The organism is Streptacidiphilus albus JL83 (assembly GCF_000744705.1).
GTDB lineage: Bacteria > Actinomycetota > Actinomycetes > Streptomycetales > Streptomycetaceae > Streptacidiphilus > Streptacidiphilus albus.
This window is the reverse complement of sequence record NZ_JQML01000001.1, coordinates 2,838,912-2,861,906: the sequence shown is the minus strand read 5'-3', so window position 1 is coordinate 2,861,906 and position 22,995 is coordinate 2,838,912. Positions and strand designations below refer to the sequence as shown.

The window sequence follows — 22,995 nt, the reverse complement described above, 5'->3', positions numbered from 1 at the left end:
TTCCAGGCCGACGGTGCTCACTTGGCGGTCACCTCGGTCAGGTCGGCCAGCAGCTCGGAGGCGGTCACCGGGTCCAGCTCGCCGAAGCGCCGGGTGTACGAGTGGTGGTTCGGCCAGTAGTCCCCGGGCGCGGCGGCCAGCCAGACGGTCTCGAAGGTCTGGTCGGGGAACATGTCCACCACCCCCACCGCGATGCCCTCGTCGAGCGCTATCACCAGGTAGCAGTCGTCGCCCAGCCGCTTGGAGAACCAGCGCTCGACACCGGCGTCCTGGGGCTGTCCGCGTTCCCAGCCGCGCTTGGTCAGCCCCAGCAGCCGGCCCACCGGGACCGTGCAGCCCTCGAACCGGGCCAGCCGGTTCTCCCCGGCCTCTGCCTCCGTGGGCGCGAACACGGGCCGGCCGAGTTGCGGGAACGGCTGGAGGATCTCGTAGTCGGCGAAGACCTCGGCCCAGTCGTCGACCTCCCCGGCCAGCAGCAGCGGATGCGCGAGCCGCACCCGCGCGCCCTCCGCGAGCACCAGTTCGTCGTCGCCGACATCGGCGAAGGTGCGGTCCTCGGCGACCCGGAACGCGGTGGTGGTGCCCTCCGCCTCGGCCAGCCAGACCAGTCGGCGGACCAGGTGCTGGGTCAGCGGGTGCTGGACGAAGAGCTCCTGGAACTCCGGCACCGACCAGGACCGCTGCGCCACCATCGCCGCCTCCAGCCGCTGGATCTGGTCCGCGGCGATGGTGCGGACGTCCTTCTTCAGCGCGGCGAAGCGCTTCTTCTCGGCGGGCGCGAGCTCCGGGTCGTCCTTGACGCCCACCGCCGGCAGGTCCTTGCGGCGCTTGCCGTCGGCGTCCAGCACATAGGGCCGCAGCTGCTCGTCGAAGCCGACGGTGAAGCGGCGCGGACCGTAGTCGATCACGGTGGTGCCGTCGGGGCCGAGGTCCAGGTCGGGCACCAGCCGGTCGGACAGCTGCTCGCCGGTCAGCCCGAGGCCCGAGGCGACCTCGGCGATCTTCTCCTGGGCCCGGCTCTTCAGTGCCTTGAACTTCACCCGCTGGGCTATGCCGTGCAGATGCAGCAGGGCGATGTCGCTGCCGATCCCGGCCAGCACCTCCAGCCCCTCGACGGCGCGGTGGTGCGCGCCCTCGCCCGGCCAGGCCCGCAGCACCGGGGTCAGCCGGCGCACCGTCGAGTCGTCGCCGAGCCAGCCGAGGGCGTGCAGGGCCCAGCTCTCCTTGGGCGGCATCCCCGCCAGCCGCCACTCCTCGAACAGCGCCCAGGCGAACTCGGCCAGGGAGTCGGCGGTGCAGGCCTCGGTCAGGGCGGACAGTCCGGCGTAGACCTCGCCCGGCCGGGACAGCGCCAGCAGCATCAGCGCGTGCCGGGTCGCCTCGGCGGGCAGCGCCCCGGCCCCGTCCAGCAGCCGGAGCTGCGGCAGCAGCGCGGGCGCGGCCCAGTTCGGCACGGTCGGCAGCTTCGCCGGGAGCCCGTTCTCCAGCGGGTCGGTGGCCAGCGCCTCGGCGACGATCCCGGCGGCCTCCGCGCCGTAGGCGGCGGTGACCGCGTCGAGCACCGCCTCCGCGCCGAGCCCGGCCGCGACCGTGCGCAGCGCCTGCTCCGCGGCCCGCCGGGGCCGGGCGGCCTTGCCCACGGCGTCGGGCGCCAGCAGCCTGACCGCGTCCAGACCGTACCGGCCCAGCCAGGCCCGCGCCGCCGGCGCCACCGACTTCAGCCGCACCAGCCCGTCCGCCAGCAGCCGGGCGGCGTAGAGATCCAGGAACGGCAGCAGCAGCCCGGACAGGTGCGCGGGCTGGGCCGCGGCCGCCTGGAGGGCCACCGGCAGCGCGGCGAGTCCGTACTTGGCCACGACCGGCCGGTAGACCTCGGCGCCGTTCCCGAGGTCGCTCGGCGACCAGTTCACCACGTAGGGCGCCAGCACCTCGGCCGGCCCCTGGGCCAGCAACCGGATCTGCTGGTAACTGCCCCAGTTGCCGGTGCCGTTGAACTTCTCCTCGGCCTCCTTCACCCAGTCCGTCGACTCGGGGTAGCGCCAGTGCCAGGGGGCGTCCTTGGCCCAGTGCTGCTGCTCGCCCTCCTGCCAGAGGATCCGCGGTTCGTCCTCGGCCACCAGCCCCTCCAGCACCCGCGGCTTGGGCGGTGCGCTGCGCCGCGTCCACGGCGGGCTGACCAGCAGCGGCGGCAGCGCAGCCACCGGCGCGTCGGCCACCCGGTCGCTCGCCTCGACCAGCGAGCGGACCAGCTCGCCCACCCGGGCGTCGAGCTCCGGCAGCACTGCCAGGGTGAGCTCCTGGTGCGCCTGGACATGGCCCGTCAGCAGTTGACGGGCCATCAGGGCGTTCTTGCCCGCCCCCACCGCCGCCGCGCCGATCAGCCGCAGCGCCCGCACCGGGTAGCGCCGGGCGGCCTCCAGCAGCTGCGGGCGCACGTGCTTGTCGTCCATCCGGGCCACCAGCAGTCCGAAGGCCTCGTCGGTGGGGAACTCGACCGCCATCCCGGCGAAGGCCTTGAGCCGGTCGGAGCCGTAGGCGTGCTCGATCGCCTGCTCCACCAGCGGCACGCAGGCGGTACCGGTCCCCTCGGCGACCGTGGCGACCAGGGCCAGCGACCACCCGTTCCAGCCCAGGTCGGCCTTGCTGTCCAGCCGGGCGAACTGCTCCGGCGCGCCGAGCGAGCAGAGCAGCATCCCGTACAGCACGGGGTCGGTGGTGGTCAGGGCGGCCGGGTCGGTCAGGCACTCGTCGAGCCAGTCCCGCTCGGACGGCAGCAGGTAGGACACCAGGATCCGGTCCCGGGTGTTGTTCCGGTAGCCGTCCAGCGCGGCGACGGTGGCCCGGTAGGTCGCGTCGTCCGTCCGCGACAGCAGCGCGCGGACCCGGTCGGCGAGGCCGCGGGGCCAGTACCGGTCGAGCCCCTGGTCCGGCCTCCGGAAGCGGATCGAACCACCGGAGCGGGTCGAGCCGTGCTGCTGCCAGTTCGCCTCGATCCCGGCGTACTCGGCGACGGCGCGGGCCGCGAACGGCAGGCCCCCGAGCTCGACCCAGGCGTCCACGTACAGCGACTCGGTGAGCCGGTACTGCCGGGTCAGTGCGAACAGCACGGCCGCGCCCAACGGGCTGGCGGCGTCGGCCAGTTGTTCCCGCCCGGCGGCCACCAGCTGCGGATCGCCCTGCGGCCCGCCGAAGACCTGCTCGACCCAGGCCGCCTCCTCCCGGTTCCGCTGCTGCACCGTCGCCAGGGCGTCGTCGGCGACCGCCGTCAGGCTGCCGCCGAACCCGCCGCGCCGGGGGTGGACCGCCCGCCGCCAGGCCGGGGGCAGGGTGAAGGTCGACTCGTCGGGACGCGTCGGCGCGACGGCCTCCGCGACGGGTTCGCCGACGGCGTCCGTGACGGCTTCGACGGCTTCGGCGACCGTGCCCGAGGTGACCTCGCGGTAGCCCTTCCGCTCCTTGTCGGCGACGGCCTTGGTGAAGTGACGCAGCGCCGCCTCGGCGGAGTCGAACTGCTTCTCCTGCCGCTGCCCCTCCGCCCCGACCCTGCCGAAGCGGACGCTGACGGAAACCCCGTCCGCCGCCGCCTCCCAGAACTTCTCCGACCCACCGCCGACAAACTCCCAGCGACGCACAGCCCCTCCTCGACCACCACGAACAACCACGCCGAACACCACCGGACAGGTGTTCCGGCGATCAGTTGTTCAGCACAGTAGCGAGGTCGACTGACAATGCTGTGACCGGCGGGTGGGCCGGGTCGGCGGCTACTTCTTCGGCGCCTCGCGGGACTCCAGCAGCCGCAGCCAGATCTCGCTCGGCGTCGGGTAGGAGGGGACGGCGTGCCGGAGCAGCTCCAGCGGGACCGCGCCGATGACGGCGACCGTGGCGGCGTGGACCAGTTCGGCGACCTCGGGGCCGACGAAGGTCGCGCCGAGCAGGACGTCCTCGGCCCGGTCGATGACCAGCTTCGCCCGGCCCCGGTAGCCGTCGCGCTGGAGCGAGGTCCCGGCCAGCGCCGCGAGGTCGTACTCGACGGTCTCGACGTCGAGGCCGGCGTCCCGCGCGGCCCGCTCGGTGAGGCCGACCGTGGCCACCTGCGGCAGGGTGAAGACGACCTGCGGCACCACCCGGGTCCCGGCGAGGTTCCGGTAGCGGGGGCCGTCCAGCGGGCGGCCCTCCGCGCGGGCGGCGATGACCGCGCCGCAGACCCGGGCCTGGTACTTGCCCATGTGGGTGAGCAGGGCGAGGCCGTTGACGTCGCCGACCGCGTACAGCCAGTCGCCCTCCGCCCCGTCGGTGCGGACCGTGAGGTGCTCGTCGACCGGGACGTAGCCGCGCGGGTCGAGGGCGACGCCGACGGCGTCCAGGCCGAGGCCGGCGGTGGCCGGGGTGCGTCCGACGGCGACCACGACCTCGTCGACCACCAGTTCCGCGCCGTCCACGAACAGGGTGGCCTCGCCGCCGTGGACATGGCCGATGCCGGTGGCGGCGGCGTGCGGGCGGCTGACGGATTCGAGCCTGGCGCCGGTCCGGATCTCGACGCCCGCGTCGCGCAGCCGCTCGGCGACCAGATCGTGGACGAAGGGCTCGTCGCGCGGCAGCAGTGCCCGGTTGGACTGGATGAGCGTCACCTGCTCGGCGCCCAGGCCGTTCAGCCAGGTCGCGGACTCGCAGCCGACCACGCCGCCGCCGATCACCGCGACCCGGCGCGGTACCTCGGCGAGGTTGGTGACGTCGCGCGAGGTCCACGGCAGGGCCTCGGCCAGGCCCGGCACGGGCGGGACCGCGGCACCGGTGCCGGTGGCCAGGACCACCGCCTGCCGCGCCCGGAGGGTGGTCACCGTGCCGTCGGCAGCGGTGACCTCGACCGTCCGCGGGGCGGTCAGCCGGGCGCGTCCGCGCAGCACGTCGATCCCGGCGCCGTTGGCCCAGCGCACCTGGCCCGAGTCGTCGTGGTGGCTGGTGAACGCGTCCCGGCGGGCGAGCACCCCGGCCACGTCGAGCTCCGTGCCGGAGAGCCCCGGCAGCGTCCGGACCGAGTCCAGCACCTCGACCGGCCGCAGCAGCGCCTTGCTCGGCATGCACGCCCAGTACGAGCACTCGCCGCCGACCAGCTCCGCCTCGATCAGCACGGCGGTGCGTCCGCTGCCCCTGACGGCGTAGTCGGCCGCGTTCTCACCGGCCGGTCCGGCGCCGATGACGACGACGTCGTACGCGGAGTACGCGGAATCCTGGAGCTGCGCTTCATCCATGGGCGGACCGTCCTTGCAGGTGGGTGCGGCGGTGAGGGGTGGGGCGACCGGCGGCGGGGCAGGTGCGGTGCGTCCGCCGGCACCGCCATTCTGATGGACGCGCCCGCGATCGACGGCTTCTGACGGAATGTCGGACGGGGCCGCCGCGCCGCCGGCCCGCACCGGCCAGGTCGTTCGAAGTCGAATGACTTCGGGGATCGGCGCAGACCGACCCGGACCGGATCGGCGGGCTGGTGGCAGCGGCGTCGGCGGAGTCGCCGGGGCGGGTGCTCGGCGCCGGAACGCAGGGTGGACACTGACTGCGCGCAGACACGGACCACGCTCAGCAGGGGGACTTCGATGCAGTTGTCAGCACACCGATCGGCCACCGCCGTTCTCGCCTTCTCCGCCGCACTGCTGGTCGCCGGTTGCGGCTCCGGGGGCAGCGGCGGGTCGGCCGCCGGCGCGCCCTCGGCCGTCGCCTCGGCGACCGGGGGATCCGCTCCCGCCGCCAGTACTCCCGCCGCCGGCACTCCCGCCGCGAGCGTCCCGGCCACCGCCGCCGCCGCGAGCAGCGCGCCTGCGGCGGCCACTCCCGGGGCCGCGAGCTCCGCGCCCGCCCCGGCCGGTGGCGGCTCGGCTGCGGGCACGGCCGCCGGCTGCCAGAACCTCACCGCCACGGCCGGCGTCAAGGCCGCCGTCACGGCCGCCTACGAGGCCGCGAACCCGCGGTTCAACCACATCCAGCCGGCTCCGGGCGGCTTCTTCTACGGCTCCTGCGGCGGCACCCGCTACGCCGCCACCCGCTTCGAGGTGACCGCCGGGGCCGACCAGAACACCCTGGTGGGGATGCAGGACGAGGGCAGCGTGCGGAAGTACTTCAGCTGGACCGGGTCCACCGGCTGGGGATACACGGGCAGCGACGTCTTCCCCCCGGCCGGCGGCTGCCCGGCGCAGATCCCGGCCGGGCTGGTGAAGGACTGGGCCGACTGCCCGGCCGGCTGAGCGCCGTCGCCGCGCCGCAGCGCGGACCGACGCCGCGTCAGGCCGCCCCGGACCAGCGGCGGGCGGGGCGGCCGAGGGTCAGCGCGGGGTAGCGGAACAGCGCGCCCGCCTCCGGGTCGGCCGCCCCGGGGCCGCCGCCCGCACTGGTGATGTAGAGGGTGTCCAGGTCCGGTCCGCCGAAGGCGCAGCTGCTCGGCTGCGCCGTCGGCACCTCGACCGTCTCCAGCAGCCGGCCCTCCGGGGAGAAGCAGCGGACCGCGCCGCCGTCCCAGAAGGCGATCCACAGGTTGCCCTCGGCGTCCAGGGTCATGCCGTCCGGGCAGCCGCTGTGCTCGGACAGGTCCAGCGAGCGGATCGGGTCCGCGAGCGGGCCCCGCTCCGGGTAGGCGTAGAGGTCGACGCGGTGGGTCGGGGTGTCGATGTGCCAGAGCAGGTCGGGCTCGGGCCAGTCCAGGCCGTTGGGGATGAGCATGCCCCCGCGCAGGACCACCGCCTGCGGTGCGCCGTCGGGGCCGGCCTCCAGCCGGTACAGCGGTCCGGGGCGGCGCGGTTCGTCCACGGTCATCGTCCCGGCGACCAGTCGGCCGTAGGGGTCGGGCTTGCCGTCGTTCATCCGCCGGTCGGGGCGGTCCGCCTCGACGTCGGCGACCCGGGTCAGGGCGCCGGTCGCGGTGTCGAGCTCGGCGAAGCCCTCGGCGACGGACAGCACGACCCGCTCGCCCCGGTGCAGGGCGACGGTGCCGGGCCGGGTGTCCAGCTGGACCAGGTGCGAGCCGCCGGTGGCGTGGTCCAGCCAGCGGAGCTGTCGGTCCTCGATGCCGATCCAGTAGAGGCGCTGCGCCTCGGGGTCCCAGAGGGAGCCCTCGCCGAGGGAGAGCCGGGCGGTGTCGGCGACTTCGAGTGGCATGCGGGGACTCCCTGACCGGTGGGACATGAGCGGACGTCTGTCCGCATTGTCGCCGCACCCGACGGACCGGGGCGCGGCGGCCCCTCCCCGGAGGGAGTGGCCGCCGCGCCCCGGTTCTCGAAGGGGACGGTCAGGGCTCGACGGACAGGCCGAAGATGTGGATCGCCGCCTGGTCCGGCAGGGTGACACTGGCCACGGTCTTGCCGGCGGTCAGCGGCACGGTGTTGGTGAACACCTGGTAGCTGATGCCGAAGTTGGCCGGGCCGCTGGGGGTGTCGCGGTGGTCGGTGGTGATCGCCACCTGTGCGCCGTAGGCGGTCGGCGGGGTGCAGCACCAGTTGGGGAAGCCGAGGCTGCCGGTGCTGGTGGTGCCGTCGGTGTAGGTCACCGTGACCGTGCCGGACACCGCGCCGGTCTCCGAGCCGAGGAAGGCGAGGCTGCTGCCCTTGCCGCTGAGGGTGATCGCCTCACCGGCGGCGGCGACGTTGTCCGCGGTGCCGGCGGCGACGTCGGGCCAGGTGAAGGTGGCGCCGTTGGCGCTGACCGTCGAGCCCGGGGTGACTCCGGCCGTGGCGAGGGCGTCGGCCGAGTAGCTGTCGCCGTCACCGTCGAAGTTGCCCGGGGCCGGGGTGGACTCGGCGGTGATGCCGACGTTGTTGAAGGCTCCGGCCAGGGTCGGGTACGGGACGACGCTGGTGATCGTCTCCTGCCCGCTGACCGAGCCCGGGCCGGCGGCGCCGGCCCGGTAGGTCGCGGTGGCGGTGATCGGCGTGGTGGTGGTGCCCGGGACGGCCTCGGGGCCGGTGATCCGGTAGGTGGCGGACGCGGACGCGCCCGGGTTCACCTGGTGCAGCCTGGTGGTGACCGGGGAGACCTTCCAGCCGGCCGGGGCCGAGACGGACAGCTTGGCGTCCGTCACCCGGGCCGAGCCCAGGTCGGTCAGGCTGACCAGGTAGGTGTTCTGCATGGTCGCGGTGGAGACGTTCTGCCAGGTGATCGCGGTGGACGGCTGGACCTTGCGGGTGGTGGCGGGCTTGCCGCCGGGGCTGACCCGGAAGATCGCCGTACCGTGCGGCGGGACGTCCACCGAGATGGTGCCGGTGGTCTGGGTGACCGCCCCGGTCTCCAGGTTCTTCAGCAGGAAGGAGGAGCCGGAGCCGAAGCCGGCCGTCGCCGCCGAGGTGGTGACGGTCTGCGCGGAGTCCGAGGAGTTGAACAGCGCGACGGCGCGGTCACCGCCGGTCAGCGGCTTGGACAGGACGTTGTAGCCGGTGCCCTGCTGGACCAGTCGGCCCTGGAGGCCCAGCGGGTCCTGGTCGACCGCGATGACGGCCTGGTTGCCGAGCGCGGCCAGCGCCCCGGCGGAGAGCTTGGTCAGGTCGGTGCTGGAGATCAGCGGTGCGGCCATCATCGACCAGAGGGCCACCTGGCTCTGGATCTCGTCCTGGGTCAGGCCGGAGTCGCCGGCCAGCAGGAAGTCGGGGTCGTTCCAGCGGCCGGGGCTCTGCAGGTCGGCCAGGCCGACGTTGTAGCCGTAGTTGTAGGTGATCGCGTCCCACTTGGCCGCGCCGCTCTCCTGGCCGAGCGCGGTGTCCGCGCCCTCGCGCCAGAGGTTGCCCAGCTGGGCCGACCACTTGATGACCGTGTCCCAGTCGGAGGTCCCCTGGAAGTAGGCGGGCGCCGATATCGAGAAGACCATCGGACGGCCGCTCTTCAGCAGCGCCGAGCTCATCGCGGAGTAGGCGGTGTAGTAGCTCTGCTCGTCGTTCTCACCGGGGTAGTCCGGGACGTTGCAGCCGTCGAGCTTGACGTAGTCGACGCCCCAGGAGGCGAACAGGTCGGCGTCCTCGGTCCAGTGGCCCATGGAGCCGGGGTAGCCGCCGCAGGTGCTGGTGCCCGCGTCCTCGTAGATGCCGAACTTCAGCCCCATGGCATGGAGTTGCTTGCCGACATAGGCCATGCCGTCGGGGAAGGTGGTCGGGTTGGCGACCAGGTTGCCGTTGGCGTCGCGGTTCGGGGCCATCCAGCAGTCGTCGATGGTGACCGTGTTGTAGCCCTTGGCCGCCAGCCCGCTGGTGACCAGTGCCTTCGCGTTGGCGAGGACGTTCTGCTCGGTTTCGCCGCACTGGTAGTAGGACCAGTCGTTCCAGCCCATCGGCGGGGTCGGCGCGAGGTTGGGGTACTGGGCGGTGGCGGCGGCCGCGCCCGGCCGGGCCGACGCGGGGGCGGCGGCGGCGGTGGCGGCGGTGGCGGGAACGGCCATCAGCAGTCCGGCGGAGGCTGTGGCGATCGCACAGCAGCCGGCCAGGGCCGATCGGGAGAGACGGGTGAACGGGGAAGACACGGGGGCAACCTCACAGGTCGTTCGAGCCTTGGGCGGGGCCTGGGCGAGCCAGGCGTGTCCATAACACCTGAGAGATTTCTACTCATGCTGCTCATAGTTGACAAGAGCTCAGTCAAAACAAGCGTAAAACTGTATGAGCAAGCATGAGTATGCAGAGAAAGGGGAAGGCGAGGGGGCGCCCCGCTGCGCACGGACGGCGTCGGCCCGGACCGGACAACGGCCGGACGGGGCCCGGGAGAGCGCGCGGGCGGGCGGGTTCGGCTGCTGGGACGGGCTGCACGGACCGCCGGAACGAGTGCTTCCCCGAGCCGTCCTTGGCGTGCATACACCTGCACGCCGCGCGCAGGGCTATGCTCACCGGACGAGGCATCTGTGAACGTGCGCATCCGAGCGCCGGTGCCGGCCTGAGAGGTGGGTCTACGGTGAATCGCCACGAGCGCCTCACCATGTTGCTGGAGCTGCTCACCGAGCGCGAGAGCATCGCGGTGGAGGATGCCGCCGAGCGGCTGGGTGTGTCGACCGCGACCGTCCGACGCGACATGGACCACCTGGCCCAGCAGCAGTTGCTGGTGCGCACGCACGGGGGAGCGGTCGCCGGCAACGTCAGCTACGACCTGCCGCTGCGCTACAAGACCGCGCGGCACGCCGAGGAGAAGCAGCGGATCGGCCTGGCCGCGGCGAAGCTGGTGCGCTCGGGCATGGTGGTCGGCCTGAACGGCGGCACCACCACCACCGAGGCGGCCCGGGCCATCGCGGTCCGCGGCGACGCCGGCACCCAGGGCGAGGGCCGGAACGAGGGCTGGACCGCGACCGTCGTCACCAACGCGCTGAACATCGCCTCCGAACTGACGGTGCGTCCGCACATGCGGGTGGTGGTCACCGGCGGCGTCGCCCGGGAGAAGTCCTACGAGCTGATCGGCCCGCTGGCCAGCCGGATCCTGGACGAACTCACCCTGGACGTCATGTTCCTGGGCGTCGACGCGCTGCACCACACCCTGGGCGCCACCGCCCACCACGAGGTAGAGGCCAGCATCAACCGGCTGATGGCCAGCCGCGCCCAGCAGGTGGTCGTCCTGGCCGACAGCTCCAAGCTGGAGAAGAGCGCCTTCGCCCGGATCTGCCACGTCCGCGAGATCCACACCATCATCACCGGCGCCGGCGCCCCCGAGGAGATCGTCAAGCAGTTCGAGGAGCAGGGCGTCACCGTCATCCGCGCCTGAGGGTCAGACCTTGACGACCCGGACGGCGGGCCCGCAGAGCAGGGTGAGGTCCTCCGGGTCCGAGGTCAGTACCGTGACCGGCCCGGGACCGGACCGGGCAAGGGCTGCCAGCACCGCGTCGATGGCGTACTTGTGGCCGCGCAGGCCATGAGTGCGCAGCATGGCGGCAGCGGCGTCGGCCAGTTCCCGGTTGACGTCGTGGACATCGATCAGGGAGAGCGCGAACGAGATCCGGGCCCGGTGGATCCGGGGGTCGTCCGCCTCCAGGAGGGTCATGACGGTGCATCCGGTCCGGACGCCCCGGATTCTCGCGGCTTCGATGTACGCGATGACCCCGCGGTCCTTGCGGTAGAGCTTGGAGAGTCCTTCGCTGTCCAGAAGCAGTGTGCCCGGCATCAGGCGGCATGCCTCCGGCTGTCCGGGGTCTCGTGGTCCAGGTCCGCCATGGCGGCGGCGAGCTCTTCCGGCGTGATGGGGTCGTTGTCCGTCTCGAAGTCGGCGACGATCTCCGCGAGCTTGTCCATGGCGAGCTTGTGTTCGAGTGCCTCGGCGACGTAGGCCGAGAACGCTCCCGGTCCGGTCCGGGAGCGGACGGTCTCGGCAAGGTCCTCCGGGAGGCTGACCGAGTACTTCTTGCTACTGCTCATGCTACTCATGCTACCGCAGGTATTCCGCCCGGTTCCGGCAGGAGCAGGCCGAGCAGGACGGCGATCGGGGGGACCAGGCAGAGGGCGTCCAGGACGCCCTGCGGGCCGTTGGCGTCGGCGATCAGGCCGAAGGCCGGGGCGGTCAGGCCGCCGATGCTGACGCCGAGGCCCAGGGTGACCCCGGCCGCCGTGCCCGGGCGGGTCGGCAGGTAGTCCTGGCCGAGCTTCACCAGCACCGCGAACGGGATGTTCAGCGCGATCCCGGTGAGCGCCGCGAACACCAGCGGGAGGAGGCTGCCGGAGGTCAGCCGCAGCCCGATCAGCATCGGCAGCAGCAGGGCCGCGCCGGACTGCACGGTGCGCACCATCCCGAAGCGGTCGGCGATCCGGCCGCCGAGCAGCGTGCCGACGACCCCGCCGGCCAGGAAGCAGGTCAGCGCCACCCCGGCCAGGGCGCGCGAGGCGTGCAGCTGGTGCAGCCAGTAGAGCTCGATGAAGGTGCTGATGCCGAAGAACGCGGTCGACCGGACCACCGCCACCCCGGTCAGCGCCGCGAACGGACGCCAGCGGTCACGGCCGGTGCGCAGCACGGCGGTTGCGCCGAGGTCGCCGCCGCGGCGGCGGTGGCGCAGCAGTACGAACGCGGTCAGCAGCGCGGGCGGGAGGAACAGCGCGGTCGCGCCGACGCCCCAGGCGATCAGCGCGGGCGTCGCCAGCACCGGGGCGAGGAAGAAGCCGACGCTGCCGCCGGCCGCGAAGATGCTCATCGCACTCGCGCTGTCCCCGGCCGCCTCCCTGGCGGCCTTGCCGGCCGAGGGGTGGAACATGGCGATACCGAGGCCGGAGAGCAGGATCGCGCACCAGACCGCGGCGTAGGAGCCGAGCAGCCCGGACAGCCCGAGGCCGGTCCCGGCCAGGGCGATGCCGATGGCGGGCAGCCGGCCCAGCCGCATCCGGTCCACGGCCAGACCGATGAACGGCTGCGGCACGGAACTGCCGATGGTCGCGGCCAGGGTGAGCCCGGAGGCCGCGACGTAGCCGTAGTGCCGGTCCAGCACGAAGTAGGGGACGCTGGCCGGGATCAGTCCCTGGTAGAGGTCGTCGACGGCGTGGGCCATGCCCCACAGCCGCATCCGCCGCCAGGCGCCGAGGGGGGCGGCGGCGCCGTCCGCCCCGGCGGTGGCTGCCTCGTCGATGCCGGTGTCGGTCACGGCCGCTCTCCTTCGTCGCTGTCGGCTACGTCGCTGTCGGCGCTCGGGCTGTGCCCGGGGACGACCTCATGGTGTCGAGCGGCGGGGAGGATCGGCTATCGATAGTCTGCCTACTTGTGTCGCCAACCCGCCGTTCGCTGTCCGGCTCGACCCGCTCGGAGCTCGCGCACCGGCAGACCATCGACTGGCACGACCACGCCGTGCACCAACTGATCCACCCCAGCCGGGGCGTCCTGGCGGTGTCGACCGAGGCGGGCGGCTGGATCGTCCCGCCGCACCGCGCGGTCTGGATCCCGGCCGGGGCCGCCCACGCGCACCGGGCCCACGGCCCGACCCTGATGCGGACGCTGGCCTTCGACCGGGCCATGGACCCGATCCGGGTCGACCGGCCGACGGTGCTCGCCGTCTCCCCGCTGCTGCGCGAGGTCATCATCAGCCTGACCTCCCTCGACGGGACCGGCGCCGAGGCCGACCGGCGGCGGGGCAATCTGCGGCAGGTCGCGTTCGACCAGCTCCAGCAGGTCGACACGCTTCCGCTGCACCTGCCGTCCCCGGCGGACGAGCGGCTGCGGGGCATCGCCGCGCTGCTCCACGCCGACCCGGCCGACCAGCGGAACCTGGCCGCGTTCGGCGCGGCCGTCGGCGCCGGCGAGCGCACGCTCAGCCGTCTCTTCCGGCGGGAGACCGGGATGAGCTTCCCGCAGTGGCGCACCCAGTTGCGGCTGCACCACTCGCTGGTGCTGCTGGCGTCCGGGGCCTCCGTCACCGCGGTCGCCGCCGACTGCGGCTACAGCAGCACCAGCGCCTTCATCGAGTCCTTCCGCCACGCCTTCGGCACCACGCCGGGGCGCTACCGGCAGCCGACCGCGGACCGGTCCGATGCTTCGTACCCGCCTCTTACCGGTGATTCGGATTTTGTCCCGTAATGGACGGTTAGGGTGGGCGGCCGTGGCGCCGCCCGGAGCGCCGCGCCGATGGCAACTGCCTCCGGGCGGAGGGGGACCGACCATGTCCGAGGCTCCAGTTTCCGAAGCATCAGGGCGACCGCGCCGCGCCGTGCTGGGCCTGTTCGCCGCGTCGGCGGCGGTGCCGCTGCTGGCCGGCTGCGGCGGCCACGGGAAGGACGCGGCGAAGGCCGCGACGCCGACCGGGGCTCGGGCCGGGGACCCGACTGCGGCGCCGATCCCGTCGGCCGGGTCGGCAGCGGCCGGCCCGGACGTCATTATGATCATCCGTCACGCGGAGAAGCCCACCGGCTCGGGAGCCCCGTACGGCATCACCGCCGACGGGAAGAAGGACTCCGAGTCGCTGACCGTCCAGGGCTGGACCCGGGCGGGCGCGCTGACCGGACTGTTCGCGCCGCGCGACGGCAGCGGCGCCCCGGTCCCGGTCAGGACCGGGCTGGTCCGGCCGGCCGGCGTCCACGCCGCCGACCCGAGCAGCGGCGGTAGCCGCCGGCCGGAGGAGACGGCGACCCCGACCGCCGCCGCCCTCGGCGTCCAGTTGGACCTGCGCTTCGCCAAGGGGCAGGAGGCCGCGCTCGCGGCGGCGCTGCTCGCCTCCGCCGGACCCCGGCTGGTCGCCTGGGAGCACGAGAGCATCGCCGCCATCATCGACCACCTCGGTCCGGTCAGCCCGACTCCGCCGTCCTCCTGGCCGGACGACCGCTTCGACCTGGTCTGGGTGCTCACCGCTCGCAGCGGGGGCGGTTGGGACTTCACCCAGGTCCCGCAGCTGCTGCTGGCGGGCGACTCCACCGAGCCGATCGGCTGACCCGCGCGGCGGTCCGCCACCGCCGGACGGCTGCCGACCGCGGTCGGCCTACTGTGGCGGCGAGGTCTCCGATCCGGCGCCCGGGTTGGGCCGGGGCGCGCTCGGGCGGCGGCGCTGGGTGCCGCGGAGCGCCGCTCGGGCGGTCATCACCGGGACGCCGTCGCGCTCGTCCAGCCGGCGGCGGCGGTCGGCGACGCAGAACAGGCAGGCGTTGTCCGCCGTCGGGTCGGTCGGCGCGCCCGGATGCCGGTCGCAGCCCGAGGTGTTGCGCGGACGCGAGAGCTCGCGCGCGACGATGAACGCCTGGTGCACCACGTCGGCCAGGTCGGCGTAGGCGGACTCGGCCGAGCGCAGGTCCAGCGCATAGGCCTGCTCGGTGGTCGCGCGCAGGAAGCCGAGCAGCAGCTCGACGGTGTAGGGGCCGTCCGGCAGCGGGTAGCCCAGGGCGGTGGCCCGGGCCACCGCCGGGACGGCGGTCGACGCGGTGCCGCGCCGCCGGGCCTCGTTGCAGAGCAGGCAGCGGGTCCAGCCCTGCGGCGCCTCGGGGTCGATCGCGCCGTTGGGGTGGCGGTCGCAGCCGGTGTAGGTGCGCGGCGGGGCGAGGTTGCGGGCGGTGGTGAAGAGCAGGTACAGCTCGTCGGCCACCACCTCGATCTCGGCCGGGTGGGAGTTCTCGTACAGTGCCCGGGCCTGGCCCTCGATGGCGGCGAGCTTGGTCCTGAGCTCGCCGAGCAGGAAGGGCCGCCCGGTGGGCACGGAGTAGCGCTGACTGCGCCGCGTGTCGCTCATGCCCCAAGACTTGCACGCGGCTACGACAGCACCAAGCGACCGCTCCCCGGGGCCGGGTCGGAACCCGCCGGGGACGGCCTGCCCCCGGGGCGGTGTCGACGCAGGGTCAGTGGTGCCGCTGCGGGCGGCAGGCGACGCCGGTCTGCACCAGGCTGTCGTCCTCGGGACGGTGCCCGAGCGGCGTCCCGGCCGGGCGGAAGCCGGCCAGCACCACCGCCAGGTGGCGCTTCCAGATGTCCGGGGCCTGGGCCGCCGTGTCGTCGATCAGGCTGCGCAGGGTCAGCACGCACAGGTAGACGTCGGTGAGGGTCAGGTCCTGCCGGATCTCGCCGGCCTCCTTGGCCTGCTCCAGCAGGATGCCCACCAGGCTCCAGAGCTCCACCCGGCGCGGGTCGCTCGCCGGTGGCGCGCCCTGCCAGAGCCGGGAGAGGCAGCCGTGGTGGGCCGACATCGTCGTCCCGGTGTACCAGAGGTAGGCCTCCAGGCCGAGCCCGTGCGGCTGTTCGGCCACCGCCCGGCGGGCGCTGCTGAGGATCTCCGCCAGCAGCCCGTCGTTGAGCGCCTCGACCAGGGCCTCCTTGGTGGGGAAGCGGCGGTAGAGGGTCCCCATGCCGACCCCGGCCCGCCGGGCGATCTCCTCGACCCCGGCGTCCGGGCCGTGCTCGGCGAAGACCTGCCAGGCGGCCCGGAGCAGCCGCTCCCGGTTCTCCGCCGCGTCGCGCCGCAGCGCCTTCGGCGCGGCGGCCGTCCCGGCGTCCGGCGTCGGCAGGGGTGCCTCGGGGGCGGGCGGCGTCGGCCGCACCGGGCTCTCGGTCATGCGATGGCTGCTTCCTCGCCCTCGGATGCCGCGTCCTGTGCGCCGGGGTGCCCGGGCGCGGCCGGTCCGACGCCCTTGCGGACCGTCGGAATGATCAGCGACGCCGCCGCTGCGAGCACGGCGGCCCCGGTGAGCATCCAGAAGGTGTTGGTGTAGCCCGAGTCCGGGGGGAACGGGTGCGCGGCGGTGACGCCCGAGGCCAGGATACTGGCCGCGATGCCGCTGCCGATCGCGCCGCCGATGGTGCGGATGTTGGCGTTCATGCCGCTGGCGACGCCGGTCTGCTCCGGGGAGACGGCCTCGACCACGATCGAGGACATGGAGGAGAAGGCGAGGCCCATGCCGACGCCCATCACGGCGGAGGCGGTGTAGAGCTCCCACGCCTCGTCGTGCTGGAGGGCCAGCAGCAGGAACGGCAGCACGGTGACCAGACCGCCGGCGACCAGCACCCGCTTGGAGCCGAACCGGGCCGCGAGCGGTCCGGTGGCCACGCCGAGGATGAACATGCCGATGGTCATCGGCAGCATGTAGAGGCCGGACTGGGTGATGCTGGCGCTGAAGCCGTAGCCGGCCAGCTTCTCCGGCGTCTGCACCAGCTGCGGCAGGAAGGTCATCGTGGTGTACATCACGACACCGAAGAGCAGGGCCACCAGGTTGGCGGTCCAGACGGCGGGGATCCGCATCATCCGCATGTCGATCAGCGGGGCGTCGGAGCGGAGCTCGACCAGGATCCAGAGGGCGGCGCAGACCACGGCGGCGGCGAACAGGCCGATGATCCGGGCGGAGCCCCAGCCCCAGATCGGGCCCTCGGAGACGCCCAGCAGCAGGGTGATCAGCCAGGCCGAGAGCAGCGCGGCCGCGCCCCAGCTGATCCGGCCGGGGGTGCGGACCGGGGACTCGGGGACGAACAGCCAGGTCGCGACGGTGGCGATGGCCGTCATGATCATCGGGAACCAGAACAGCCAGTGGTAGTCCATGTTGTCGACGATCGGACCGGCCAGGATCAGGCCGAAGCCGCCGCCGACGGCGGTCAGCGCGGCGGTGATGCCCACGGCGCCGCGCACCCGGACGGCCGGGAACTCGTCGCGGATGATGCCGAAGGAGATCGGCAGCACGCCGCCGCCCAGGCCCTGGATCACTCGCGCGACGATCATCAGCCCGATCGAGTGCGAGAGCCCGGCCAGCGCCGAGCCGACGGTCAGCGCGAGCAGCGTGACGATCAGCATCCGCTCCTTGCCGACCATGTCGGCTATCCGGCCGAGGATCGGCGTGGCCACCGAGGCCGAGAGCAGGTAGGCGGTCATCAGCCAGGTCGCGGTGTCCTGGGTGGTGTGGAGGTCGGTGATCAGCGTCGGCAGGACCGGGACGACCATCGACTGGAGGAGGGAGTAGGCCGCCACTCCGAGCAGGAGGACGGCGAAGGTGACGTTGTAATGGGGACGGGTACTGGTCCTGGCCATAAGTGTGTGGATCCCACTGACGAAGTTAACCGGAGATACGACTCCGGATGCGTACGCTAGCACAAGCGGAGAAGTGACTCCGGATGGGGTCCGCGGGGTGGAACCCCGGTGACGGCAGCGCAAAGTGACGGGGCGGCGCGTCCCCTCCCCGCGCCGCCCCGTCACTCCCCGCCCACAGTGGTCAGCGGCGCGCCCACTCCTCCGCCAGCAGCCGGTAGGAGTGGACCCGGTCGGCGTGGTCGTGGGTGATGGTGGTGACCACCAGTTCGTCCGCGCCGGTCGCGTCCCGCAGCCGCTCCAGCTGGTCCGCCACCTGGCCGGGGGTGCCGACGAACTGGGTGTCCACCCGGTCCGCGACCAGCTCCCGGTCGGCGTCGGACCAGGGCAGGGCGCGGGCCTCGGCCGGGGTCGGGAACCTGATCGCGCCGGCGGCGGTGCGGATGGAGCGCACCCACGGCCCGTAGCCGGCGGCGAGCTCCCGCGCGGCGGCCTCGTCCTCGGCCACCACCACGTCGGCGGAGACCGTCACATAGGGGCGGTCCAGCACCGCCGAGGGGCGGAACGCCGCCCGGTAGCCCTCGGCGGCCTCCAGCACCGTGCCCGGGCTGACGTGGTAGTTGGCCGCGAAGCGCAGCCCGTTGGCGCCCGCCGCCTCGGCGCTCTCGCCGCCGCTGCTGCCCAGGATCCACAGCTCCAGGTCGGCGCCCTCGCCGGGCACGATGTGCGCCTCCTCGCCGTTGGCGGAGCGGTAGGTCCCGGCCAGCAGCGCCAGGATGTCGCCGATCTGCTCCGTGTAGTCCTGCGACTCCGCGTGGCGCTGCTGGAGCAGCTCCTGGTGCAGCACGAAGCGGGGCGAGGAGAGCAGCCCGGCGAAGGAGAACTTCGGCGGTATCCGCAGCCCGTTGGCGGTCCGGCCGTCCACCACCGCCGTCCGCTCCGCGCCCACCAGCGCCGGCCGGCGCACCGGCGCCCCGGGCTTGGGCGGCCGTCCGGCCGAGCGGCCCAGGCCGAGGTCGATCCGGCCCGGGTGCAGGGCGTCGATCAGGCCGAACTCCTCGACCGTGGACAGCGCCGTCCGGTGGCCCAGCTGGACGGCCCCGGAGCCGATCCGGATGGTCGAGGTGGCGGACGCGGTCAGCGCCAGCAGCACGGCGGGGGAGGTCCCGGCGACGCCGGGGTTGAGGTGGTGCTCGGCGAACCAGTAGCGGGTGTAGCCGAGTCGTTCGGCCTGCTGGGCCAGGTCGATGCTGTTGCGCAGCGCCTCGGGGGCGGAGGAGCCGGAGGAGACCGGCACCAGGTCGAGCACGGCGAGCGGCGTGGCGTTCACGGCCGCGCCTCCTTTCGGGTGGTGACGGTCGGTCAGGCGGGGGTGGCGGCGAGCTCGGGCTCGGCGGCGGGCGCCACCGGTCCCCATTGCCACGGGGGGTCGGGGATGGTCCGGCGCAGTTCCGGGGCGATCTCCGCCTGGAACAGCTCCAGCGAGTCCCGGTGCTGACTGTCCGTCAGTCCACCGGCCTCGGCATGGAGGTGGAGCACGCTGTGGCCGAACTGTGCGTGGTAGCGGTGCACCTTCTCCAGCACCTGCTGCGGGCTGCCGATCAGCGCCGAGCTGCGCTCGACGAAGTCCTCCAGCGAGCCGTAGACCGGCTCCAGCCCGAGGGTCCGCTGGAGGGCGGTCTGCGCCTCGAAGATCGGCCGGTAGGTCGCCAGTGCCTGCTGCGAGGTCCGGGTCGCGTAGTAGCCGGCGGTGCCCGCCCCGACGACCGCGGCGGCCGGGTCGTGGCCGTAGTGCTCCCAGCGCTCGCGGTAGTGGCGGATCAGTTCGGCGTAGGGCTCGATCGGGTTGGTGACGTTGGCCGAGAACAGCGGGTCGCCGTAGCGGGCGGCGAGGTCCACCGACTCCCTGCTGGTGGCGCTGCCGTGCCAGACCCGGACCGGCTGCTGCAGCGGACGCGGCCAGACCTCGGCCTGGTGCAGCGAGGGCCGGAACCGGGTCTCGGCGGTGACCTTGTCGTTCCGCCAGAGCTGCCGGAACAGCTCGTAGCCCTCGGCGTTGCGGTCCCACTGGTCCTCGGGGGTGACCTGGAACAGCTCGCGCTGGGCCGAACCGTTGCCCTTGCCGATGATCAGCTCCAGCCGCCCGCCGGACAGGTGGTCCAGGGTGGCGTAGTCCTCGTAGGCGCGCACCGGGTCCAGCAGGCTGAGCGTGGTCACCGCCGTGAACAGCCGGATCCGGGAGGTCAGCGCGGCGATGTGGCTGAGCACGACCGGCGGTGCGGAGGAGATGAACGGACGCTCGTGCCGTTCGCCGACGCCGAAGCCGTCGAAGCCCAGCTCCTCCGCGAGCAGGGCGTTGTCCAGCACCTCGCGGAAGCGGTCCCGGGTGCTCTTCCGCACCCCGGTGACCGGGTCGGGGGTGTGCGCGATCAGGGTGATGGCGAGGAACTTCACGAGGCCACCCGCTCCTGCCCGGCGCGGGCGTCGGCGCCGCCCCGGCCGGGCTCGGCCAGGCCGAGGTGGTCGCGGAGCGTGGTGCCCCGGTACTCGGTCCGGAAGACGCCGCGCTCCTGGAGCAGCGGCACGACCCGGTCCGCGAACCCGTCGAGACCGCCCGGGGTGATGTGCGGGACCAGGATGAAGCCGTCGCTGGCATCCGCCTGGACCAGGTCGTTGATGCTGGTCGCGACCTCGGCCGGGGTGCCCACGAAGGACTGGCGGCCGGTCACCTCGATGATCAGCTCCCGGATGGAGAGCTTCTCGGCGGCGGCGCGCTCCCGCCACTCCCGGGCGGTGGTGAGCGGGTCGCCGAACATCCGGACGCTGGCCCGGCCGCGGGCGACGGTGTGCTCGCCGACCGCGGGGTCGATCTCCGGCAGTGGGCCGTCCGGGTCGTAGCCGGAGAGGTCGCGGTTCCAGAGCTGCTCCAGGAAGCGGATCGCGGTCTGCCCGCTGACCTGCTGGAGCCGGACCCGGTGTGCCGCCTCCTGGGCCTCCTCCGGGGTGTCGCCGAGGACGAAGGTGGCGGCCGGCAGGATCAGCAGTTCGTCGTGGCGGCGGCCGTACTTGGCGAGCCGGCCCTTCACGTCGGCGTAGAACGCCCGGCCCGGCTCCAGGGTGCTGTGCCGGCTGAAGATGGCGTCGGCGGTGGAGGCGGCGAACTCGCGTCCCTCGTCCGAGTCCCCGGCCTGGAAGATCACCGGCCGCCCCTGCGGGCTGCGCGGGACGTTGAACTGCCCGGCGATGTCGAACTGCGGCCCCTGGTGCCGGAAGGAGCCGGCCAGCGGGTCGGCCAGGAAGGTCCCGCCCTCCCGGTCCGCGACGATCTCGCCGCCCTGCCAGGAGTCGAACAGCTCCGAGGCGGTGGCCAGGAACTCCTTGGCCCGGGAGTAGCGCTCCTCCTGCGGCAGGAAGCCGCCGCGCCGGAAGTTCTCGCCGGTGAAGGCGTCCCAGGAGGTGACCACGTTCCAGGCGGCCCGGCCGGCCGAGAGGTGGTCCAGGCTGGCGAACTGCCGGGCCACCTCGTAGGGCTCGTTGAAGGTCGAGTTGATGGTGCCGGTCAGGCCCAGCCGCTCGGTGACCGCGGCCAGCGCGGCCAGCACGGTGAAGGTGTCGGGGCGGCCGACCACGTCCAGGTCGTAGATCTCGCCGCCCTGTTCGCGCAGCCGCAGCCCCTCGGCGAGGAAGAGGAAGTCGAACTTGGCCCGCTCGGCGGTCTGCGCGAGCCGGACGAAGGACTCGAACTCGATGTGGCTGCCGGCCTGCGGGTCGCTCCACACGGTGGTGTTGTTCACGCCGGGGAAGTGCGCGGCGAGGTGGATCTGCTTGAGGGGCTTGGCGGAGTCGGTGGTGCTGCTCATGACGGGGGAGGTCCTTCCGGGATCAGACGGCGGCAGCGGGGGTGGCGGCGTAGCGGTTGGCGGGGCGGGAGAGGCCCAGCAGCCCGCGCAGGGTGTCCGCCTCGTAGCCGGAGCGGAACGCGCCCCGGCGCTGGAGCTCGGGCGCCAGGCCCCGGGTGATCTGCTCCAGGTCGTGCGGCAGCGCGCCCGGCCGCAGCCGGAAGCCGGTCAGCCCGGCCTGCTGCAACTCCTGGAGCAGGTCCGCCAGTTCGGCAGGAGTGCCGGTGAAGATCCGGGCGTCGCTGCGGTACTCGGCCCCGGCCGACTCGTCCAGCCGCTGCCTGCGCCCGGCGGCGGCGGAGCCGTCCTGGTCCAGGAAGACCACCAGGTCGCCGAAGAGGTGCACGGTCTCCTCCGCCCGTCCGGCCTCGGCCTGCGCCGCGCGGACCTCGGCCACCACGGCCCGGGCCCGGTCGGCGTCGTGGGGCGTCACGTAGCCGACGTCGGCGGAGCCGGCGATCAGCCGGTAGGGGACGGTGTCGTGGCCCAGCGCGGTGACCAGCGGCTGTCCCTGCGGCGGGCGCGGCGTGATCGACGGCCCCTTGACCTTGAAGTGCTCCCCCTCGAAGTCGATGTAGTGCAGCTTCCTCCGGTCGACGAAGCGGCCGGTCGCGACGTCGCGGATCTCGGCGTCGTCCTCCCAGCTGTCCCAGAGCCGGCGCAGCACCTCGATCCAGTCCGAGGCCTCCTCGAACAGCACCGCGATCCGCTGCTGCACCTCGGGCCGCCCGAACTCCTCGAAGGTGGCCGGGAAGGCGGGGAACTCGCGGCGGCCGAAGTGGGCCGCCTCGTCGGGCCGTCCGGACACCTGGACCCGGACCCCGGCGCGCCCGCCGCTGACGTAGTCGAGCGTGGCGATGGCCTTGGACAGGTGGAAGGGCTCGGTGTGGGTGGCGACGGCGGTCGGCACCAGTCCGATGTGCCGGCTCAGGGGGGCGATCCGGGCGGCGATCAGCACCGCGTCGAGCCGGCCGCGCACCTGGTCGGTCCGCCCGTCGGGGCTGCCGGGGGTGGACGACTGGAAGCCGAGGGAGTCCTCGATGGTGACGAAGTCCAGCAGGCCGCGCTCGGCCTCGGCGACCAGCTCGGCCCAGTAGCCGGCGGTGAACAACTCGTCTGCCCGGGAACCTGGTTCGCGCCAGGCGGCGGGATGCCAGCCGCTGCCGTCGAGGGCGACGGCCAGATGCAGCGGAGCGGCGGGGGAGGGGTGTGCGGGGTGTGCGGAAGCCATGGTCGGATCGCTCTCTGCTCGGCTGCGGATCGGTTGCGGGCATGCCGACGGGCCGCGGCGCCGGAGCGGACCGGGGCCGGCCGTCGTGGGCCTGGGCGGCAGGGGAGGGCGTGCGGGAGGGGTCGCCGGTCACGACCCGGCGGTCAGCCGGGGCGGCGGCGGTGAGGTGGGCGAAGGCGGGTCGCCGGACCGCGTCCGGACGGAGGAACGGCCGGACGGCCGGACACGTGCGGGACCGGGGTCAGTTCAGCCGGGCGGTGCAGGTGCGGCGGACCGGAAGGGGCGTCGTCAGCCCGTACACAGTGCGCCGGCGACGCGCTGCAGGTCGATGTGGCGGCGCGAGAAGGCGCCGACGAGGCTGCGCCGGGGAGCGAGGGCGGGGGCGGCGTGCTGCTGACGCGTGCTCCGCATGGTCGGCCGCCCTCCTCTTCGATCGTCTCCACCAGGTGGATCGCCACCTGGCCCGA

Annotated in this window: 19 protein-coding genes; 4 read left to right on the top strand and 15 right to left on the bottom strand. The window is 73.6% G+C overall.

Translation table 11 applies throughout. From position 1 onward, the window contains the following. Window positions 1-17: 17 nt before the first annotated feature. Both BS75_RS12425 and BS75_RS12420 read right to left on the bottom strand, forming a co-directional pair. Window positions 18-3,632, bottom strand: a complete 3,615-nt coding sequence (locus tag BS75_RS12425; protein ID WP_081982268.1) for a DUF4132 domain-containing protein — start codon at window positions 3,630-3,632, stop codon at window positions 18-20. 129 nt (window positions 3,633-3,761) lie between these two features. Then, window positions 3,762-5,249 (bottom strand): dihydrolipoyl dehydrogenase family protein, encoded by a 1,488-nt coding sequence (locus BS75_RS12420; protein ID WP_034088269.1) that lies wholly within the window; start codon window positions 5,247-5,249, stop codon window positions 3,762-3,764. A gap of 339 nt (window positions 5,250-5,588) precedes the next feature. Here BS75_RS12420 and BS75_RS44205 point away from each other — a divergent pair, with 339 nt between their 5' ends. Continuing rightward, window positions 5,589-6,233 (top strand): hypothetical protein, encoded by a 645-nt coding sequence (locus BS75_RS44205; protein ID WP_052069371.1) that lies wholly within the window; start codon window positions 5,589-5,591, stop codon window positions 6,231-6,233. A gap of 37 nt (window positions 6,234-6,270) precedes the next feature. On the opposite strand, the gene BS75_RS12410 is transcribed toward BS75_RS44205, so the two are convergent. Together BS75_RS12410 and BS75_RS51450 are read right to left on the bottom strand one after the other, a co-directional pair. After that, window positions 6,271-7,140 carry an SMP-30/gluconolactonase/LRE family protein gene (locus tag BS75_RS12410; protein ID WP_034088268.1) on the bottom strand — a complete coding sequence of 290 codons (870 nt, stop codon included), beginning with the start codon at window positions 7,138-7,140 and terminating at the stop codon, window positions 6,271-6,273. A 130-nt stretch (window positions 7,141-7,270) separates the two neighbouring features. Then, complete coding sequence (locus BS75_RS51450) at window positions 7,271-9,484, bottom strand: NEW3 domain-containing protein (protein ID WP_063771398.1); 2,214 nt, start codon at window positions 9,482-9,484, stop codon at window positions 7,271-7,273. Window positions 9,485-9,906: 422 nt separating this feature from the next. Between BS75_RS51450 and BS75_RS12400 the strand changes: the two genes are divergently transcribed. Further along, window positions 9,907-10,704, top strand: coding sequence for a DeoR/GlpR family DNA-binding transcription regulator (locus BS75_RS12400; RefSeq protein WP_034088267.1), 798 nt, complete (start codon window positions 9,907-9,909; stop codon window positions 10,702-10,704). Window positions 10,705-10,707: 3 nt separating this feature from the next. Here BS75_RS12400 and BS75_RS12395 read toward each other — a convergent pair whose 3' ends face one another. The 3 genes from BS75_RS12395 to BS75_RS12385 are packed head-to-tail and all read right to left on the bottom strand — an operon-like array spanning window position 10,708 to window position 12,484. Beyond that, entirely contained in the window at window positions 10,708-11,100 is a 393-nt protein-coding gene (locus tag BS75_RS12395; protein WP_034088266.1) for a DNA-binding protein, read from the bottom strand. Continuing rightward, window positions 11,100-11,351: a hypothetical protein gene (locus tag BS75_RS12390; protein WP_034088265.1), complete on the bottom strand. Its 252-nt coding sequence runs from the start codon at window positions 11,349-11,351 to the stop codon at window positions 11,100-11,102. The genes BS75_RS12395 and BS75_RS12390 overlap by 1 nt, the downstream gene beginning before the upstream one ends. Window positions 11,352-11,356: 5 nt before the next feature. After that, window positions 11,357-12,484 carry an MFS transporter gene (locus tag BS75_RS12385; protein WP_152645633.1) on the bottom strand — a complete coding sequence of 376 codons (1,128 nt, stop codon included), beginning with the start codon at window positions 12,482-12,484 and terminating at the stop codon, window positions 11,357-11,359. A gap of 194 nt (window positions 12,485-12,678) precedes the next feature. On the opposite strand from BS75_RS12385, the gene BS75_RS12380 reads away from it, so the two are divergent. Continuing rightward, on the top strand, window positions 12,679-13,488 hold the full coding sequence (locus BS75_RS12380) for an AraC family transcriptional regulator (RefSeq protein WP_034088264.1): 810 nt from the start codon (window positions 12,679-12,681) through the stop codon (window positions 13,486-13,488). A gap of 82 nt (window positions 13,489-13,570) precedes the next feature. Then, window positions 13,571-14,335, top strand: coding sequence for a hypothetical protein (locus BS75_RS12375; protein ID WP_197091932.1), 765 nt, complete (start codon window positions 13,571-13,573; stop codon window positions 14,333-14,335). A gap of 48 nt (window positions 14,336-14,383) precedes the next feature. On the opposite strand, the gene BS75_RS12370 is transcribed toward BS75_RS12375, so the two are convergent. From BS75_RS12370 to BS75_RS51445, 8 genes are all read right to left on the bottom strand, one after another. Then, window positions 14,384-15,124 (bottom strand): hypothetical protein, encoded by a 741-nt coding sequence (locus BS75_RS12370; RefSeq protein WP_052069370.1) that lies wholly within the window; start codon window positions 15,122-15,124, stop codon window positions 14,384-14,386. Between the two features lie 106 nt (window positions 15,125-15,230). Further along, window positions 15,231-15,941: a TetR/AcrR family transcriptional regulator gene (locus BS75_RS12365; RefSeq protein ID WP_052069369.1), complete on the bottom strand. Its 711-nt coding sequence runs from the start codon at window positions 15,939-15,941 to the stop codon at window positions 15,231-15,233. After that, entirely contained in the window at window positions 15,938-17,401 is a 1,464-nt protein-coding gene (locus BS75_RS12360; protein WP_042436857.1) for an MFS transporter, read from the bottom strand. The genes BS75_RS12365 and BS75_RS12360 overlap by 4 nt, the downstream gene beginning before the upstream one ends. A 181-nt stretch (window positions 17,402-17,582) precedes the next feature. Continuing rightward, window positions 17,583-18,728 carry an LLM class flavin-dependent oxidoreductase gene (locus BS75_RS12355; protein WP_034088263.1) on the bottom strand — a complete coding sequence of 382 codons (1,146 nt, stop codon included), beginning with the start codon at window positions 18,726-18,728 and terminating at the stop codon, window positions 17,583-17,585. A 32-nt stretch (window positions 18,729-18,760) separates the two neighbouring features. Further along, entirely contained in the window at window positions 18,761-19,852 is a 1,092-nt protein-coding gene (locus tag BS75_RS12350) for an LLM class flavin-dependent oxidoreductase (protein ID WP_034088262.1), read from the bottom strand. Next, window positions 19,849-21,258: an NtaA/DmoA family FMN-dependent monooxygenase gene (locus BS75_RS12345; RefSeq protein WP_034088261.1), complete on the bottom strand. Its 1,410-nt coding sequence runs from the start codon at window positions 21,256-21,258 to the stop codon at window positions 19,849-19,851. The genes BS75_RS12350 and BS75_RS12345 overlap by 4 nt, the downstream gene beginning before the upstream one ends. A gap of 22 nt (window positions 21,259-21,280) precedes the next feature. Beyond that, on the bottom strand, window positions 21,281-22,528 hold the full coding sequence (locus tag BS75_RS12340; RefSeq protein WP_034088260.1) for an LLM class flavin-dependent oxidoreductase: 1,248 nt from the start codon (window positions 22,526-22,528) through the stop codon (window positions 21,281-21,283). A 288-nt stretch (window positions 22,529-22,816) separates the two neighbouring features. Continuing rightward, window positions 22,817-22,939, bottom strand: a complete 123-nt coding sequence (locus BS75_RS51445; RefSeq protein WP_267970411.1) for a putative leader peptide — start codon at window positions 22,937-22,939, stop codon at window positions 22,817-22,819. Between the last annotated feature and the right edge of the window lie 56 nt (window positions 22,940-22,995).